Raw genomic sequence first — 17,978 nt, 5'->3', positions numbered from 1 at the left:
TCCGATTCTGCCGAACCCGACATCGTGCTTGCGCCTCTCTACCCTCTGGCCCGTCGCGCCCTGTTCTGCCTTGACGCCGAACAAGCCCACCATCTGACGCTGGCCACGCTGCGCGGCGCCGCCTCGCTCGGCCTGGCCGGTCTCATCGGCCAGACACTCCCCGAATCGCCGCGCACGGTTATGGGTATCCGCTTCCCGAACCCCGTCGGCCTCGCGGCCGGTCTCGACAAGGACGGCAGTTGCATCGACGGTCTCGCCGCCCTCGGCTTCGGTTTCGTCGAAGTGGGAACGGTGACGCCACGTCCGCAGGCGGGCAATCCGAAGCCGCGCATCTTCCGCCTGCCGCAAGCCGAAGCCATCATCAACCGCATGGGCTTCAACAACGGCGGCGTCGAGCAATTCCTGCAAAACGTGCAGTCCGCGCGCTACAAGGGGCCGCTGGGCCTGAACATCGGCAAGAACGCCGATACGCCCATCGAGCGCGCCGTCGACGACTATCTGATCTGCCTCGAGAAGGTTTATCCGTATGCGACCTATGTAACGGTGAACATCTCGTCGCCGAACACAAAGAACCTGCGTCAACTGCAAGGCGGCGACGAACTCGACGCCCTGCTCGGCAAGCTCAAGGACAAGCAGCGCGCGCTGTCCGACCGCCACGGCAAGTACGTGCCGATCGCCTTGAAGATCGCACCGGATCTCGACGACGAGCAGATCAAGGTGATCGCCGGTACGCTCACCCGTCACGGCTTCGACGGTGTGATCGCAACGAACACCACGCTCTCGCGCGAGCCCGTTGCAGGCCTGCCGTACGCCAACGAAACGGGCGGGCTGTCGGGACGTCCGGTGTTCGACGCGTCCAACCGCGTCATCCGCGCGCTGGCCAGCGAGTTGGGCGGCGCACTGCCGATCATCGGTGTCGGCGGCATTTTGTCGGGCGCGGACGCACAGGCGAAGCTCGATGCAGGCGCCAGTCTGGTCCAGGTGTACAGTGGCCTGATTTACCGCGGCCCCGAGCTGGTGCGAGAATGCGTGCAAGCGCTGCGTACGGTCTGACAGACCGAATGTCAGCGTCCCCTTCATTTGACACAGGGAAAACCAGACATCATGAAAACCTGGCTCAAGACGCTTTGCCTCGTACCGCTGGCCGCCGCGGCCCTCATCGACACGTCGCCCGCCCGCGCCGCTGACCTGCTCGACACCGTGAAGTCTGCGGGCGTGCTGAAGATCGGCATCGAAGGCACCTACCCGCCGTTCAACTATCGCGACAAGTCCGGTCAGCTCGACGGCTTCGACGTCGATGTCGCCAAAGCCGTGGCTCAGCGCCTCGGCGTGAAGCCTCAGTTCGTCACGACCGAGTGGAGCGGCATCATCGGCGGTCTTCAGGCAGGCAAGTTCGACGTCATCGTCAATCAGGTCGCCATCACCGACGAGCGCAAGAAGTCGCTCGACTTCAGCGAGCCTTACACATACTCGGCGGCGCAACTGATTCGTCGCAAGGACGACAAGCGCGAATTCAAGACGCTTGACGCGCTCAAGGGCCATAAGCTCGGCGTGAGTCTCGGCAGCAACTACGACAAGATGGCGAAGGCCGTGCCGGGCATCGACGTGCGTACCTATCCGGGCGCCCCCGAGTATCTCGCCGACCTCGCTGCGGGCCGTGTCGACGCTGCGCTCAACGACCAGTTGATGATGGCGTATCTGCTCCAGAACGCTAAGCTCCCGCTCGAAGCCGGTGCCGTATTGCCGGGCACGAATCAGGCGGTCGGCATTCCGTTCCGCAAGGGCAATCCGGCATTCGCCAAGGCCATCGACGATGCGCTGACCGGCATGAAGCAGGACGGCTCGCTCGCCAAGATCGCGCAGAAATGGTTCGGCAAGGACACGTCCAAACCGGCGCAGTAATACGGTAACGACGGCGATAGAGACGACAATCGCGTCGGACCACGGCCGGCATCACGCCCACGTTGCGGATGCCGGCCGTTGTCTATCCGTCGCAAGACATCCCCTAAGACACTCCCCCCATGAATCCATTCGAACTCGCTGCCCAATCCTTGCCAGTGCTGTTGCAGGGCACCGTGCTCACCATCAAGTTCGCATTGATGTCGATGGTGTTCGGTCTGGCGATCGGCATCATCGTGGCGGTCATGGGCATCGGCAAGGTACGCGTGTTCCGAGCCATTGCGCGCGCCTACGTCAGCATCATGCGCGGCACGCCGCTGCTGGTGCAGATCTTCGTCATCTATTACGGTCTGCCGGGCGTCGGCATCTCGCTCGAACCGACGGCCGCCGGCGTACTCACGCTCAGCCTGAACGTCGGCGCCTATCTGTCGGAAAGCATGCGCGGCGCGCTCGAAGGCATGCCGCGCGGACAATGGCTCGCCGCTTACAGTCTCGGACTGTCGTACTGGCAAACGCTGCGTTACATCATCGGGCCGCAAGCGCTGCGCATCGCCGTGCCGAGTCTTGGCAACAGTCTCATCAGCCTGATCAAGGACACGTCGCTGGTCTCCGTGATTACCGTGACGGAGTTGCTGCGCTCGGCGCAGGAAGTCATCGCGTCCACGTATCAGCCGTTGCCGTTGTACCTCGCATGCGCTGCTATCTACTGGGTGCTGTCGACGGGACTCTCGGCATTGCAACGTCGCATTGAAAAGCGCCTCGCCCTGCCCTCACGTACCTGAGCGCACCTGAACGCACCTGGGCACAGCCGAACACCGCCGACTTCGGCGGAACGTAAAAAAAGCTGGCGCTCCGCAGGGAGGCCAGCTTTTTCATTGGCTGTCGACGCGATCAGCGCGGCGCGCGACGCTCGCGATACATCGCGCGGAAAGTCTTACCGCTCGGCGCGGGCATCTCACGCGTGTCCGACCATCCGCCACCGAAAGGCAGCTTCGAGATACTCCCGCGATCGCGGCCCATGCGCTTTAACGCCCACGAACCGAGGCCCGACAGCGTCGCGTACAGACGCGGTCGACGCGCAGCAAAGGCCCACGCCGCCAGCGCCGCCCGCTCGCGCCACGGACGCAGACCGCGATCCACCTGACGCTCGCGCAGCTTGCGCAGCAGATCCGAAATCGGAATCCCCACAGGACAAACGCGATTGCACTCACCACACAGGGTCGCAGCCTGCGGCAGATCAAGCGTCTTCTCCAGCCCGACGTAGCTCGGCGTGAGCACCGAACCCATCGGCCCCGGATACACCCATCCATACGCGTGGCCGCCGATCTTCTGATACACTGGGCAGTGGTTCATGCACGCGCCGCAGCGAATGCAGCGCAGCATCTCCTGAAACGCGCCGCCGATCAGACCGGAGCGCCCACCGTCGACAATCACGAAGTACATGTGATCGGGCCCGTCGACCTCACCCTCGGCGCGCGTCCCGGTGAGCAACGAGAAGTAGTTCGACGTGCCCTGTCCGGTGGCCGAGCGCGGCAGCAGACGCATTGCCGTGGCGAGATCCTCCAGCGTCGGCAGCACCTTCTCGATGCCAGTGACAGCCACGTGCACGCGCGGCATGATCGTGCACATGCCTTCGTTGCCCTCGTTGGTCACGACGGCCACCGAGCCGGTTTCTGCGATGAGGAAGTTACCGCCCGTCACGCCCATGTCCGCCGACAGAAACTGCGGGCGCAGCATCTCGCGCGCTTCGCGGGTCATCAACGGGATTTCGGTCAGACGCGGCTTCTGGTGCACGCGCGCGAACAGATCGGCGACCTCGTCCTTATCCTTATGCACGACCGGCGCGATGATGTGCGAAGGCGGCTCGTTGTCGTTGATCTGAAGAATATACTCGCCAAGGTCGGTCTCGACCGACTGCACGCCCATATCGGCGAGCACCTTGTTGAGTTGCAACTCTTCGGTGACCATCGATTTCGACTTGATCACCTTCTTGACGTCGTGCTTGCGCGCGATCTCGGCGATCAGACGCGCTGCGTCCTGCGTCGATTCGGCGAACAGGACGGTCGCGCCGCGTCGCGTGGCTTCGCGCTCGAAGATCTCCAGCCAGACGTCGAGATTCTCGATCCCGCGATTACGGCGCTCCTTGAGCGCCTCACGCGTCGCTTCGAAATCGATCTCTTCCATGGCGCTCGCGCGCGCCGTCACAAACTTGGTCGAGAGCTTCTTGAGGTTGGCTTGCAGACGCTGGTCGGCAAGCTTCTGCCCGGCACGCGCCTTGAATTGCATCGATTGAACTTGCATCGCGACTCACGTGAAGTGATGACGGCCTGGGCGCGCAACGGTGTCGGCGCGCTCAGGCCTGAAGGTCGGGAAGACGGCGGCGCGCTCAGGCATCGCCGGCGAGCACCTGCGCAATGTGCAGCACACGCGTACGCGTGTCGCCGGTGCGGCGCAGTCGCCCTTCGATGTTGAGCATGCAGCCCAGGTCGCCCAGCACGACGGCGGGCGCACCGCTGGCGGCAATATTGGCGCACTTCTCGTCGACGATCGCCGTCGAGATATCGCCGTACTTGAGCGCGAACGTACCGCCGAAGCCGCAGCATGCCTGACAGTCCTTCATCTCCGTCATCTTCACGCCGGGCATTTTGGCCAGCAACGCGCGCGGTTGCGTCTTCACGCCAAGTTCGCGCAGACCGGAGCAGGCATCGTGATACGTCACCTCGCCGTTGTAGTCGCCGGGCACCGTGTCGACGTGCAGCACATTGACGAGGAAGTCCGTCAGTTCGTACACGCGCGGACGCAGACGTTCATAACGGCCCATCAGTTCGGGATCGTCGGCAAAGAGGTCGCCGTAATGCGCCTTGACCATGCCGCCGCACGAGCCGGACGGTACGACGACGTAGTCGAACGATTCGAATTCGTCGAGGAATTTCTGAGCGAGGTCGCGAGCGATGGCACGCTCACCCGAGTTGTAGCCCGGTTGGCCGCAACAGGTCTGGGAATCGGGGATCACGACCTCGCAGCCGGCTGTCTCGAGCAGCTTGAGCGTAGAAAAGCCAATCTCCGGCCGCATCATGTCGATCAGACACGTGACAAACAGTCCGACGCGCATTGGGGGAATCCTCTTTTCGGGAATAATGCGCCATTATAAGTCGCCGGGCCGAACCGGCCCAGCGTGGATTCCCGTATTCACCGCTCACAGGCGGTCGCGCTTCACGCTCTGGGCTGCCCCTGTATCTGCCGTGGGCGGAACGTTTCGAGCGACGTGGCACGCTCCATTGGGACACGGGGTGGCACCTCGCCATGACCAGGCGACACGGGCCTTCCTTCAGGAATCCCCGGATGGCGAGACGATTTATCAAACAGGATCGTGTTGCGCAACGCCTCAAAATCCTTGCGCAACGTCGACACCTCACCGCTCAAGTTCGAGAAGTCGCCGTGCAGCGACGTCGCAGTTTGCGCGAGCTCCTGCCTGATCGAACTGACGTCGTCCTTGATGCTGCGCAGATCTTCCGAGTGCCGATTCAGCGTTGCCGAATGCTGCTTTAGCGTCGTCGAGTTTTGCTGAAGTGTCGCCGAGTTCTGCTGAAGTGTCGCCAAGTTCTGCTGAAGTGTCGCCGAGTTCTGCCGAAGTGTCGCCGAGTTCTGTTGAAGTGTCGCCGAGTTCTGTTGAAGTGTCGCCGAGTTCTGTTGAAGTGTCGCCGAGTTCTGCTGAAGCGTCGCCCAGTTTTTTTGCAGTTGCTGCCACACCAATTGGTCTTGATTGGCCTGCACTGTCGAGATTCGTCCAGCTAACGTTGTGTACATGGTGGTCTCCTGATTATTAATGAATTCCTTCGCCTGATCGAGAAGGCCTTCTACGGCCTTGGGGGTGTCAGAAATTCCGTGTTCAAGGCGGGGTTGAGGTTTACACGGATGGCCGGACGAAACGATCCTCGTAAAGGATAGCGAATTGGTTCATAGCTGTCTTCCAATCTTGAGCGGCGCGGCCCCAATCTGCGGTGATGTTACGCAGCGCCAGCCAGATCAGCTTTGTTGCCGCATCATCGGTTGGGAAATGGCCTCGGGTCTTGATGATCTTGCGAAGCTGCGAGTTGATGTTCTCAATAGCGTTCGTTGTGTAGATCACCCGGCGCACAGCGGGCGGGAACGCGAAGAACGGAATGACACGATCCCAGGCATTGCGCCACGCGGCACTGACCGGCGGGAATTTCTGGCCCCACGGGGGTGTCAGAAATTCCGTGTTCAAGGCGGGGTTGAGGTTTACACGGATGGCCGGACGAAACGATCCTCGTAAAGGATAGCGAATTGGTTCATAGCTGTCTTCCAATCTTGAGCGGCGCGGCCCCAATCTGCGGTGATGTTACGCAGCGCCAGCCAGATCAGCTTTGTTGCCGCATCATCGGTTGGGAAATGGCCTCGGGTCTTGATGATCTTGCGAAGCTGCGAGTTGATGTTCTCAATAGCGTTCGTTGTGTAGATCACCCGGCGCACAGCGGGCGGGAACGCGAAGAACGGAATGACACGATCCCAGGCATTGCGCCACGCGGCACTGACCGGCGGGAATTTCTGGCCCCACGGCCCTTGGGAAAATGCGTCCAATTCGGCCAGAGCCGCCTCGGCGCTTGGTGCCGTATAGATCGGCTTGATTGCGGCGGCCAGCCCCTTACGATCCTTCCAGCTCGCGTAATCCAAACTGTTGCGGATCAGGTGGACGATGCACGTTTGCAACGTCGTCGCTGGAAACACCGCGGCTAACGCCTCGGGCATGCCTTTGAGGCCGTCAGTCACAGCAATCAGGATGTCGCCCACGCCGCGCGTTTTCAGATCGTTGAACACTTTCATCCAGAACTTGGCCCCCTCGGTGTTCTCGATCCACAGGCCCAGGATGTCGCGCGTGCCGTCGGGCAGAATGCCCAGCGCGAGATAAATGGCCTTGTTACGCACGACGGCATCCTCGCGGATCTTCACGCGCAGCGCGTCGAAGAACACGACCGGATACATCGGCTCAAGTGGCCGAGCCTGCCACGCCGTGACTTCAGCCATCACTTCGTCAGTGACTGAGCTGATGAACTCGGGCGAGACCTCGGTGCCGTACTGCTCCAGAACAAAGCCCTGAATCTCGCGCACGGTCATACCCCGGGCGTACATGGCGACTATCTTGTCGTCGAAGCCTGTAAAGCGTCGTTCGTGTTTGGGGATCAACAGTGGTTCGAAGCTGCCATCACGGTCGCGGGGCACCCCGATGCGAATCGGGCCGCCTTCAGTCAGAACCGTCTTGGCGCCTTTGCCATTGCGCTGATTGGTCACGCTGGCCGGTTTGGCCGCGCCAGGCGCGTAGCCGAGATGGTGATTGAGCTCGCCCCCCAGCGCGCGTTCTATGAGCGCCTTCTTGAGCGCAAGCGTCGCGGCGTGGATGGCTTCGGCCGTCATCGGGCCGTTACCGAATTGTTCAAGCAATTCAGCGGGAATTGCCGGTAGCTCTACCGGCGGGGTCTTCGGTTTGCGAGGCATAGTCACTCCTTGGCGACATGTTATGCCTCAAACACGAAATTAATGACAGGCCCGGCCCCACGGCCCTTGGGAAAATGCGTCCAATTCGGCCAGAGCCGCCTCGGCGCTTGGTGCCGTATAGATCGGCTTGATTGCGGCGGCCAGCCCCTTACGATCCTTCCAGCTCGCGTAATCCAAACTGTTGCGGATCAGGTGGACGATGCACGTTTGCAACGTCGTCGCTGGAAACACCGCGGCTAACGCCTCGGGCATGCCTTTGAGGCCGTCAGTCACAGCAATCAGGATGTCGCCCACGCCGCGCGTTTTCAGATCGTTGAACACTTTCATCCAGAACTTGGCCCCCTCGGTGTTCTCGATCCACAGGCCCAGGATGTCGCGCGTGCCGTCGGGCAGAATGCCCAGCGCGAGATAAATGGCCTTGTTACGCACGACGGCATCCTCGCGGATCTTCACGCGCAGCGCGTCGAAGAACACGACCGGATACATCGGCTCAAGTGGCCGAGCCTGCCACGCCGTGACTTCAGCCATCACTTCGTCAGTGACTGAGCTGATGAACTCGGGCGAGACCTCGGTGCCGTACTGCTCCAGAACAAAGCCCTGAATCTCGCGCACGGTCATACCCCGGGCGTACATGGCGACTATCTTGTCGTCGAAGCCTGTAAAGCGTCGTTCGTGTTTGGGGATCAACAGTGGTTCGAAGCTGCCATCACGGTCGCGGGGCACCCCGATGCGAATCGGGCCGCCTTCAGTCAGAACCGTCTTGGCGCCTTTGCCATTGCGCTGATTGGTCACGCTGGCCGGTTTGGCCGCGCCAGGCGCGTAGCCGAGATGGTGATTGAGCTCGCCCCCCAGCGCGCGTTCTATGAGCGCCTTCTTGAGCGCAAGCGTCGCGGCGTGGATGGCTTCGGCCGTCATCGGGCCGTTACCGAATTGTTCAAGCAATTCAGCGGGAATTGCCGGTAGCTCTACCGGCGGGGTCTTCGGTTTGCGAGGCATAGTCACTCCTTGGCGACATGTTATGCCTCAAACACGAAATTAATGACAGGCCCACCGCCTTCCAGCCCTTTTCTCTATCGAAACCGCGAATACTCCCCAAGCTCACACACCGAATCACCATGGTGACGCAAAAGCCAATGATCGCCACCACCCAGCCCGAAACGAGCAAAGCGGCACCCGAGACGATCGCCCCAACGGCGTAGAGTCCCCCGTTGATCCCTTCACGCTTCCCGTGATGCTTCCTGTCCGGCTTCACACGTGAGCGAGCTACATCCACGGCGCGCCGCATGTGTTCGATAAGCGGTGCCGTTTGGGAACGAAACGTCATGCACCTGCGCTTTGTGTCTTCCAACGCCTCCCAGGTGGCTACGACACCGTCAATCGTGTCATTCTGAAGATCACCGGTCTTGGACACGAGCGACGCATACTCGCGCAACATCGTTTGCTCGTGCTCAAGCGCCTCGCTAAGCGACGTCAGAATCGTCAGCAATCGCCTGGCAGATGACGTCATGCACTCCACGGACTGTTCATCGAGCTGGTCTGCGACCATCGAGCAAAAGAATCCCGGCGCATCCGGCACAGTGAGGCATCGCCAAAACGGATCCCGTAGGCCACCTCGCCAGTATCCGGACGTTGACTTGGTGTACGACTTCTCGAAGGCCGATGACAGCCTGTCAACCGCATAGGTGCTCACCCCCATAGCCCGCTGTGCATTTCGAATTTGTGTGAGTTGCGATGCAATTTCCTGGCGCCTCTGTGCGATCGATAGCCCCTTTTTGTACATCCTCCCAGGCAGCACCGATTGATCGGCCGCCATCGAGAAGATCGAATACCCCGGATAATTTAAATATTCGCCATGCATGCACTCCCTCCTTGTTGGTGTCGGCACCTTCCCTCGCTGCGCCAAGGGCCAGACATCGTCGCGGAACTGAAGTGCATGGTAATGAGGCGAGCGACCGCCCACTTTAGATTTCCGTCACCGAATGAACGCTACTCGTCACTCGATGCATGTTGTGGTGGAGGCACTTTGTATGCGTGGTAGCCAGTGGATGTCAGGCTTTTTTGCAGGAATCGTCTACCCGAAACCTGCGAATTTTTCACCATATGATATAGAATCGACGCTATACGAAACTCGGCCCTACCTCATGAAAGACGACACCAGTCAAGGCGCGGAGTCGCGCACGTCCATTCAGGTGATCGAGCGCATGATGCGTTTGCTCGACGCCCTAGCCGGACATGCCGATCCCGTGAGTCTCAAAGAGCTGGCGCAAGCCACCGAACTTCATCCGTCGACCGCGCACCGCATCCTGAACGACATGGTGGCGTGCCGCTTCGTCGATCGCTGCGACCCGGGCACTTACCGCCTCGGCATGCGTTTGCTGGAGCTCGGCAATCTGGTCAAAGCGCGCCTGTCGGTGCGTGACGCGGCACTCACCCCCATGCGCGGCCTGCACCGCATCACCGGACAGACGGTCAACCTGTCGGTACGTCAGGGCGACGAAATCGTCTATATCGAACGCGCTTACAGCGAGCGCTCCGGCATGCAGGTGGTGCGCGCCATCGGTGGCCACGCGCCGCTGCACCTCACGTCGGTCGGCAAGCTGTTCCTGGCTGCCGACGAGGCATCGCGCGTGCGCGCTTATGCCACGCGCACCGGACTCTCGGGCCACACGCGTAACAGCATCACCGATTTGCAAAAGCTCGAACGCGAGCTGACGCACGTGCGCAAGTCAGGCTACGCGCGCGACAATGAAGAGCTTGAGTTAGGGGTGCGATGTATCGCGGCGGGGATCTATGACGACAGCGGCAAGCTCGTGGCAGGCCTGTCGCTCTCAGCGCCGGCCGATCGCCTGCAAGACGCCTGGCTGGCGAATCTGAACGAAACGGCGCTGCAAATCTCGTCGTCGCTCGGCTTTCATTCGCCGGACCCGGATGTGGGTGGCGGCATGTCGCAGGCCGCAACGGCGGAGTGATTCGCCGCAGGGTGTAAGGCGCGATGCGCTTGCGCCCCACGCCGACGCCCATTCCGTCACACAAAAAGAAAGGCGCTCCCGACGGAGCGCCTTTCTTTTGCCTCTGCCGCGTAAGGTGAATTACAGCGGTGAATTACAGCGGTGAATTACAGCGCGTGTCCGTTGTTAGTCGCCACTTGGGCCGTCGGCGTGGTACCGGCCGTACGTTGCGGCGTAACGCCGCCTCCTTCCAGCAGCCACTTGCGAACGCGCGTGGCGTCGGCGAAGCGCGAATACTTGCCGGTCGAATCCAGCAGAATCATGATCACCGGACGGCCTTCGACGTTGGCTTGCATCACGAGGCACTGCCCCGCTTCGTTGATGTAACCCGTCTTCTGCAGACCGATCTCCCAGCCCGAATGGCCGATCAGATGGTTCGTGCTCACGTAGTGCAGTTCGCGACGACCGGTGTGCACGTCGTAATTGCTGTCCGTCGAGAAACGGCGAATCATCGGGTACTGATAAGCCGCCTTGACCATCTTGACGAGGTCACGCGCACTCGACACGTTCTGGCTCGACAGACCCGTCGGATCGTTGAAGTGCGTGTCGTTCATGCCCAGTTGCTTCGCCTTGGCGTTCATCGCGGCGAGGAACGCCGGACGGCCACCCGGGAAGTAACGCGACAGCGCTGCGGCCGCACGGTTCTCCGACGACATCAGCGCGATATGCAGCATGTCTTCACGCGACAGACGCGAGCCGACCGACAGGCGCGAACCCGTACCCTTCTCGTAGTCGCGATCTTCGTCCGTTACCTCCATGACGTCGGTCATCGGCACGCCGGCGTCGAGCGACACCATCGCCGTCATCAGCTTCGAGATCGAGGCGATCGGCAGCACGGCTTGCGAGTTCTTGTCGAACAGCGATTCGCCGGTGCGCTCGTCGACCACGTAGGCGACCGAGGAACGCAGCGCAAGCACGTCCGGCGTTTCATGCAGACCGAACGCACGGCCCGTCGAGAGACGTTCGGGCGCTTGCGGCGCAAAATTGACGGTGCGATACGACGTCACGACACGGCGCTTGCCGTTCTTGTAGACGACGCGTTTGACGGCGACCTTCTTTGCTGCGGGTCCATCGTCTTCGACGGCAGCGAGCTTACGGGCTTTGCCGCCAGCCTTGGCGCTCGTAGTTTCACGAGCGACAGGTGTGGCGGCAGCGCGTTTGGCACCGGATTTGGATGTGGCGACGGCTTTCGTCGCCTTGGGATTCGCGCACGCGCGTTTCTGAGCAGCAGTCTGGGCCGCCTTCGGCGAGCATTCGCTCGTCTTACCGGCGGCGTGAACGACTGCCGGGGCACCGGCGGCGAGCGAGATCGCCACGACGGCAGCACCCCAGAGACGGGAGCGGCACAGACGCGCAAGGGTGGTGATCGCGTACATAGATTGGGAGTAGCGTAAGGTTGGCAGGCAACGAGTTTGGGAGAAGTTTAGTAACTTCCGAAAAAATAAGCAATATGAATGACTTAGCTGAAATACTTAAACCGGCATCTGGCAGTTTTGTGCGGCGCAACGCGCCAAATTACACATTCGCCAAATTTTGCCAAATAATGCCAACCTCTTGATATCCGTCAGGTCAAAAAGTGCGCCCACTCGTCGAGGGGCGCGCGGTCGGTGACGAGACTGTTTTCCACCGCAGCAGGGTCTGCGTAACCCATCGCCATACCGCACACGACCATTCGGGTCTCCGGCAGATTTAGTTCCGCACCAATGACCTGATGAAACGTGGCAAAGGCCGCCTGCGGGCAGGTATCCAGACCCCGCGCCCGCGCCGCGACCATCACGCTTTGCAGGAACATGCCGTAATCCAGCCAACTCTCCTGCTCCAGATGGCGGTCGATCGTGAAGAGCAACCCGACCGGCGCATCGAAGAACGTGAAGTTGCGGGCGTGCTGACCGTGCATGCGCGCCTTGTCGGCGCGACCGATGCCCAGCAAGCCGTACAGATCCCAGCCCACCTTGCGACGCCGCGCCTGATACGGCTCGGTCCACTCGCGCGGGTAGTACGCGTACTCCTCCTGATGCATCAGCCGCTGCGCCGGATCGTTGAACGCATCCAGCAAGCGCGACGTCAACCGTTTCAACGCCCGCCCTGTGAGCACATACGTTTGCCACGGTTGGATGTTGCTGCCGGAGGGCGCTCGCGATGCCACCGACAGGATGTCCGCGATGGTGGCTTGCGGCACCGGCGTCGGCAAGTAGGCTCGGATCGAACGTCGACTGCGAATCGCCTCGTCGACATATTTCACGCGCAGCCCGGCGTTCTCGTTGACAGACGACGGATGCGTACTTTCCCCAGCGAGTTGCGTCGGTGCCGATGTCGCGGCTGGCGCGGCCGACGCGCCTTCGGTGTGCGGAGGGTGATGCTTCATAGCCAATACGCTCACTACAAATCGTGAATGGAAGGCGACGCCCTGCCCTGAACGATCATGCCAGGTACGAGGCTCAAGTCCCCGACGACGTCGCCCGCCGTTCGATGACGAGCGCGACGCCAAGGGCTGCGACGACCATACCGGCCGCACTCAGGGGCGAGAGGGTCTCGCCGAACAAGAGCCACGCCATGACGGCGGTGGTCGGCGGCGTCAGATACATCAGGCTGGAAACCTTGGTCGCCGCGCCGTGACGGATCAGTAGAAAAAGCAGCGAAATCGCGCCGATAGACAGCGCCAGCACCGACCAGGCGAGCGCCCCGATCATCTCGAGATTCCATCGCACCTGCATCGTCTCGAGCGCCCATGCTGCGGGCAGTGTCACCGCAAAGGCCGCACCGAATTGCACGACGGTGCCCACACGCAAATCGAAACGCGCACAGAAACGCTTCTGGTAGAGTGTGCCCGCCGTAATCGCGAACAGGCTCAGCACGCACAGCATGACGGCGCCAGCGCCGACGCCGCGAACGCCCACCTTGTTCGCCACCACGAGGCCGACACCGATAAAGCCGCAAAGCAGCCCCAGCCACTGGCGACGCGATACAGGCTCGCCGACAACGCGTGCGAAGATCGCCGTCAGGAGTGGCTGAATGCCGACGACCAGTGCCGCCAGTCCTGCGGGTGCCCCTTGTTTGATCGCCGCCCAGACGCCGCCGAGATACACCGCCTGAATCAGGATGCCGGAAACGGCCAAGTGTGCAAGCAGCGGCCAGTCGATGCGTTGTTGGGGAGTCGCCATCGTCGCAGACACGCGTGCTACGTCACCCTCCATCGCGACCGGACGCATCGGCCACGGGGGGGTGCGTGTCAGCAGCGCAATCGGCAACATGACAACCAATGTAAAGCCGAAGCGCCATGCGAGGAACGTCAGCGGTTCGGCATTCGGCATGCCGTACTTCGCGACGATGAACCCGGTACTCCAGATCAACACGAACCACCACGGCATGGTCGCGCTCCAGATCGCCATGGCCGAGCCGGCCGATGTCGTTGGTGCGCGCACTGAACTCGATGCCGAAGTGGCCGACGGGGGCTGCGCAGGCGGGGCCGCTCGATGCTCACTCATACGAGCACACCGCCAGCGCTTGCGTGAAATCTGCCGCGCACGGTCCGATGGAACCGACTGGCGAGACGAATCGTTGCGAAATGCGCGGCAACCGTCTGATCGATATCGCGACCGTACCCGCCCGCCATCGCGATCGCCACCGGCAACCCGCGCTCGGCGCAAGCCGTCAGCACACGGTGGTCACGTGCGAGCAGGCCGTCGTGCGTCAGTGAGAGACGGCCGAGCCTGTCGTTTTCCAGAGGATCGGCGCCAGCGAGGTAAATGACGAGCGTCGGCGTGAATTGCGCGAACAGATCCGTCAGCGCATGACCGAGCGCGACGAGATATTCGTCGTCGCCGCAACCGTCGGGCAACGCCACGTCGAGGTCGCCCGTCGCCTTATGAAAGGGGTAATTGTGTTCGCCATGCAGCGAGAGCGTGAAGACGCTCGGATCGTGCTCGAAAATGGCTGCGGTGCCGTTGCCCTGATGCACGTCGAGGTCGATGATCGCCACGCGTGTCCCGCGCCCCAGCTCGACTTGCATCGTTCGCGCCGCAACGGCGGCGTCATTGAAGACGCAGAAGCCCTCGCCGCGATCGGCGTAGGCGTGGTGCGTGCCACCGGCCAGGTTGGCCGCCACGCCGTCGATCAATGCTGCGCGGCACGCTGCCACCGTCGCCCCGGCGGAGCGTCGGGAGCGCTCGACCATCTGCGGCGACCATGGGAACCCGATACTGCGCTGCTCTTTCGGATCCAACTCACCTGCACTTACGCGCTCGACGTATCCCCGCGAGTGGACTCGCCCGAGCATCACGTCATCTGCGGGCAACGCCTCAGTCAATTCGACGTGCGGCAGCTCTCCGGCTACGCGTTCGCGCAGCCGAGCGTACTTTTCCATCGGGAAACGGTGTCCGGGGGGAAGCGGCAGAACGAAGTGATCGCTATAAAACGCTTGCATCGATGCGAGAGGCCGACCGAACGGCACGCGAAAAAGCGTTGAATGACAGCGGCACTGGAGAACGGCAGTCGCGAGGCATTCCTCTAATCGCAAGCATGCCAGACGCACGTGACCGCTCCGCCAGTGCCGGAACGAACCGATAGTACCATCGGCCGCCGGGGTCCGCCCCAGCGCCAAAGTGGTGCAAGATCCGATGTCGCATACGGTGCAAAGCCGCGCCACGACAGGATTTGCGTCTTGACGAAGGTTTGCCGCGACGCGGTGTCATTCATCCTTAACGGGATCCCAAGTTGCTGATTTTGTAAGTTTTTATAGAATTGCTGCAACGCACAAAAATGTCTTGACAGCCACAAAAATATCTCTAAACTTGCAATTGTGCGATGCACAAAAGAGATCGCACTTACTGAGAAGGCCCCAACCGTGTTTTCACCGGGATAAGGTGAGAACCAACGAGCGAACACGGAGTGGGTCGATATGTTGTGTATGACACCATAGGAGAACGCCATGTCGTTTCTGACCCCCGAGCAACTCGCCGCCGCACACAAAGCCAATCTGGAAACCCTGTTCGGTCTGACCAACAAAGCCTTCGAAGGCGTTGAAAAGCTGGTCGAATTGAACCTGCAAGCCGTGAAGGCATCGCTGGCCGAGTCCGCATCGACCGCACAAAAGGCTTTCGCTGTGAAAGATGCGCAAGAGCTGCTCGCCCTGCAAGCCAACCTGGTTCAGCCGGCTGCCGAAAAGGCACTCGCGTATGGCCGTCATCTGTATGAAATCGCTTCGTCGACGCAAGCCGAAGTGACCAAGGTGGCTGAAGCCCAACTGGCCGAAGGCTCGCATAACGTGCAAGCGCTGTTCGACAACCTGGCCAAGAACGCCCCGGCCGGTTCGGAGTCCGCCGTTGCACTGGCCAAGTCGGCCCTGTCCGCTGCCAACAGCGCGTTCGACAGCGTCCAGAAGGCCACCAAGCAAGCCGTCGAGATCGCCGAAACGAACTTCGCTGCTGCGACGAACGTCGCCTCGAAGGCAGCGGCTCAGGCTTCGCGTGCCGCGACCGCCAAGAAGTAATCGATAGCGTCCTGCCAGTCGTTACCCAGGACGCCAACCGTTTGTCGCTGCACCCCAAGTTGTAGCAACACCCAGTTGTCTCCTCGGTACCGCAGGTACCTTTCGAACCCGGCCTTGAGCCGGGTTTTTCTTTTTGTGCGGCCTCATTCGCGGAAGTACGAGGCACGCTCCCCCCCGCTTGCGACACCCAATAAAAAACCGCCACTCCCGAGGGAATAGCGGTTTTTTGTTTCTGCGCGCTCGCGTGCGCGGTATGCCGAATGCGCGGTCTTACTTCTTGCGCGGCGGCGGAACGTCGGTGCAAACGCCTTCGTAGATTTCGGCGGCCATACCGACCGACTCAGCCAACGTCGGGTGCGGGTGAATGGTCTTGCCGATATCGACAGCGTCCGCGCCCATCTCCACGGCCAGGCAAAGTTCTCCGATCAGGTCGCCCGCATGTGTGCCGACGATAGCGCCGCCGAGAATGCGGTGCGTCTCTTCGTCGAACAGCAGCTTCGTGAAACCTTCGTCGCGACCGTTTGCAATCGCGCGGCCCGACGCGGCCCACGGGAACACGGCCTTGCCGAACTTGACGCCTTCCGCCTTGAGCTGGTCTTCCGTCTTACCGGCCCACGCCACTTCCGGATCGGTGTAAGCCACTGAGGGGATCTGGATCGCGTCGAAGTAAGCCTTCTCGCCGTTCGCGGCTCCGGCAGCGACGTGCGCCTCATGCACCGCCTTGTGCGCCAGCATCGGCTGACCGACGATGTCGCCAATCGCGAAGATGTTCGGCACATTGGTGCGCATCTGCTTGTCCACCGAGATGAACCCGCGATCACCCACCACCACACCGGCCTTCTCGGCGCTGATCTTCTTGCCGTTCGGGCTGCGACCCACGGCGACCAGCACGAGGTCGTAACGCTGCGGCTCTGCCGGCGCAGCTTCGCCTTCGAACTTTACGTAGATGCCGTCGGCCTTGGCTTCCGCGCCCACGGTCTTGGTCTTGAGCATGACACGGCCAAAACGCTTGTCGTTCATCTTTTGCCAGACCTTGACCAGATCGCGGTCAGCGCCCTGCATCAGGCCATCGAGCATTTCGACGACGTCGATCTCCGCGCCCAGCGCGCTGTAGACCGTGGCCATTTCCAGACCGATGATGCCGCCACCAATCACCAGCATCTTCTTCGGAATCTGGCGCAGTTCAAGCGCGCCGGTCGAATCGACGATGCGCGGATCTTCCGGCAGGAACGGCAGCTTCACGGCTTGCGAGCCCGCAGCGATGATGGCCTGCGCGAACTTCACGACCGTCTTCTTGCCGTCCTTGTCTACGACTTCGACGTGATTCGCATCGAGGAATGCGCCGACGCCAGTTACGACTTCGACCTTACGCATCTTCGCCATACCGGCCAAACCACCGGTCAGCTTGCCAACGACGCTTTCCTTGTAGGCGCGCAGCTTGTCGAGATCGACCTCGGGCTTCGCAAACGAAATGCCGTGGTGGCCCAGCGACTGCGCTTCTTCAAGCACGGCGGCCGTGTGCAGCAAGGCCTTCGATGGAATACACCCCACGTTCAGGCACACACCGCCGAGCGTTGCATAGCGCTCGACGAGCACCGTCTTGCGCCCCAGGTCCGCGCTACGGAATGCAGCCGAGTACCCGCCCGGGCCTGCGCCCAGCACGAGCACATCACACTCGATGTCGGCGCTGCCGCTATGCTTGGCGGCGACCGGAGCCGGTGCGCTCGCAGCAGCAGCAGCAGCAGCAGCAGCAGCAGCAGCAGGTGCAGGTGCAGGTGCCGACGCTGCGGCCGGTGCGGCGGCGGGCGCGGCGGCCTTGGCGGCGCCGGCATCTTCCGCTTCCACGATAGCGATCAACGTCCCTTCGCTGGCCTTATCGCCCACCTTGATCTTCACTTCCTTGACCGTGCCCGCCACTTCGGACGGCACTTCCATGGAGGCCTTATCGGATTCGAGCGTGATCAGCGACGCATCCTTGGCAATCTTGTCGCCGGGCTTGATCATCACTTCGATGACGTCTACGCCCTCTGCGCCGATATCCGGCACCTTGACTTCAATGAGACTCATGC

The 17,978-nt window shown here is 61.6% G+C and carries 15 protein-coding genes and 2 pseudogenes; 5 read left to right on the top strand and 12 right to left on the bottom strand.

Annotated elements, in window-relative coordinates; genetic code table 11:
* The first annotated feature begins 24 nt into the window (after window positions 1–24).
* The 3 genes from MB84_RS09710 to MB84_RS09700 all read left to right on the top strand — a co-directional run bounded on the left by MB84_RS09710 (window position 25) and on the right by MB84_RS09700 (window position 2,681).
* Entirely contained in the window at window positions 25–1,053 is a 1,029-nt protein-coding gene (locus tag MB84_RS09710) for a quinone-dependent dihydroorotate dehydrogenase (protein ID WP_046291632.1), read from the top strand.
* Between the two features lie 51 nt (window positions 1,054–1,104).
* Window positions 1,105–1,902 carry a transporter substrate-binding domain-containing protein gene (locus MB84_RS09705; RefSeq protein ID WP_046291631.1) on the top strand — a complete coding sequence of 266 codons (798 nt, stop codon included), beginning with the start codon at window positions 1,105–1,107 and terminating at the stop codon, window positions 1,900–1,902.
* 119 nt (window positions 1,903–2,021) lie between these two features.
* Window positions 2,022–2,681 carry an amino acid ABC transporter permease gene (locus MB84_RS09700; protein WP_039399031.1) on the top strand — a complete coding sequence of 220 codons (660 nt, stop codon included), beginning with the start codon at window positions 2,022–2,024 and terminating at the stop codon, window positions 2,679–2,681.
* A 109-nt stretch (window positions 2,682–2,790) separates the two neighbouring features.
* Here MB84_RS09700 and MB84_RS09695 read toward each other — a convergent pair whose 3' ends face one another.
* The 7 genes and pseudogenes from MB84_RS09695 to MB84_RS09665 form a co-directional block, all read right to left on the bottom strand.
* Window positions 2,791–4,200: a lactate utilization protein B gene (locus MB84_RS09695; RefSeq protein ID WP_046291630.1), complete on the bottom strand. Its 1,410-nt coding sequence runs from the start codon at window positions 4,198–4,200 to the stop codon at window positions 2,791–2,793.
* Window positions 4,201–4,285: 85 nt separating this feature from the next.
* Complete coding sequence (locus MB84_RS09690) at window positions 4,286–5,011, bottom strand: (Fe-S)-binding protein (RefSeq protein ID WP_046291629.1); 726 nt, start codon at window positions 5,009–5,011, stop codon at window positions 4,286–4,288.
* Window positions 5,012–5,311: 300 nt separating this feature from the next.
* Window positions 5,312–5,647, bottom strand: coding sequence for a hypothetical protein (locus MB84_RS30735; RefSeq protein WP_157122680.1), 336 nt, complete (start codon window positions 5,645–5,647; stop codon window positions 5,312–5,314).
* Window positions 5,648–5,806: 159 nt separating this feature from the next.
* Window positions 5,807–6,124: pseudogene (locus MB84_RS09680) on the bottom strand (transposase); the annotation flags it as partial.
* A 38-nt stretch (window positions 6,125–6,162) separates the two neighbouring features.
* A complete protein-coding gene (locus MB84_RS09675; protein ID WP_046290551.1) occupies window positions 6,163–7,413 on the bottom strand; it encodes an IS256 family transposase in 1,251 nt (416 codons plus the stop codon).
* A gap of 51 nt (window positions 7,414–7,464) precedes the next feature.
* Window positions 7,465–8,409: pseudogene (locus tag MB84_RS09670) on the bottom strand (IS256 family transposase); the annotation flags it as partial.
* Window positions 8,357–9,271, bottom strand: a complete 915-nt coding sequence (locus MB84_RS09665; RefSeq protein WP_157122679.1) for a hypothetical protein — start codon at window positions 9,269–9,271, stop codon at window positions 8,357–8,359. The gene MB84_RS09665 and the pseudogene MB84_RS09670, both read right to left, overlap by 53 nt.
* A 283-nt stretch (window positions 9,272–9,554) precedes the next feature.
* Between MB84_RS09665 and MB84_RS09660 the strand changes: the two genes are divergently transcribed.
* Window positions 9,555–10,382, top strand: coding sequence for an IclR family transcriptional regulator (locus MB84_RS09660; protein WP_046291625.1), 828 nt, complete (start codon window positions 9,555–9,557; stop codon window positions 10,380–10,382).
* Window positions 10,383–10,528: 146 nt separating this feature from the next.
* On the opposite strand, the gene pbpG is transcribed toward MB84_RS09660, so the two are convergent.
* The 4 genes from pbpG to MB84_RS09640 form a co-directional block, all read right to left on the bottom strand.
* Window positions 10,529–11,797 carry a D-alanyl-D-alanine endopeptidase gene (gene pbpG, locus MB84_RS09655; RefSeq protein ID WP_046291624.1) on the bottom strand — a complete coding sequence of 423 codons (1,269 nt, stop codon included), beginning with the start codon at window positions 11,795–11,797 and terminating at the stop codon, window positions 10,529–10,531.
* 188 nt (window positions 11,798–11,985) lie between these two features.
* On the bottom strand, window positions 11,986–12,786 hold the full coding sequence (locus tag MB84_RS09650) for a nitroreductase (protein WP_084009694.1): 801 nt from the start codon (window positions 12,784–12,786) through the stop codon (window positions 11,986–11,988).
* A gap of 73 nt (window positions 12,787–12,859) precedes the next feature.
* Complete coding sequence (locus MB84_RS09645) at window positions 12,860–13,810, bottom strand: DMT family transporter (protein ID WP_046291623.1); 951 nt, start codon at window positions 13,808–13,810, stop codon at window positions 12,860–12,862.
* A 92-nt stretch (window positions 13,811–13,902) separates the two neighbouring features.
* Window positions 13,903–14,844 carry a histone deacetylase family protein gene (locus MB84_RS09640; protein ID WP_046291622.1) on the bottom strand — a complete coding sequence of 314 codons (942 nt, stop codon included), beginning with the start codon at window positions 14,842–14,844 and terminating at the stop codon, window positions 13,903–13,905.
* A 504-nt stretch (window positions 14,845–15,348) separates the two neighbouring features.
* On the opposite strand from MB84_RS09640, the gene MB84_RS09635 reads away from it, so the two are divergent.
* Entirely contained in the window at window positions 15,349–15,909 is a 561-nt protein-coding gene (locus MB84_RS09635; RefSeq protein WP_046291621.1) for a phasin family protein, read from the top strand.
* A gap of 270 nt (window positions 15,910–16,179) precedes the next feature.
* Here the strand turns inward: MB84_RS09635 and lpdA are convergent, their stop codons facing one another.
* On the bottom strand, window positions 16,180–17,976 hold the full coding sequence (gene lpdA / locus MB84_RS09630; protein WP_046291620.1) for a dihydrolipoyl dehydrogenase: 1,797 nt from the start codon (window positions 17,974–17,976) through the stop codon (window positions 16,180–16,182).
* Window positions 17,977–17,978 lie beyond the last annotated feature (2 nt).

Source organism: Pandoraea oxalativorans, from assembly GCF_000972785.3.
In the GTDB taxonomy this organism is placed as follows: Bacteria; Pseudomonadota; Gammaproteobacteria; order Burkholderiales; family Burkholderiaceae; genus Pandoraea; species Pandoraea oxalativorans.
The sequence above is the reverse complement of the archived record's forward strand: the minus strand, read 5'-3'. Positions and strand labels throughout refer to the sequence as shown.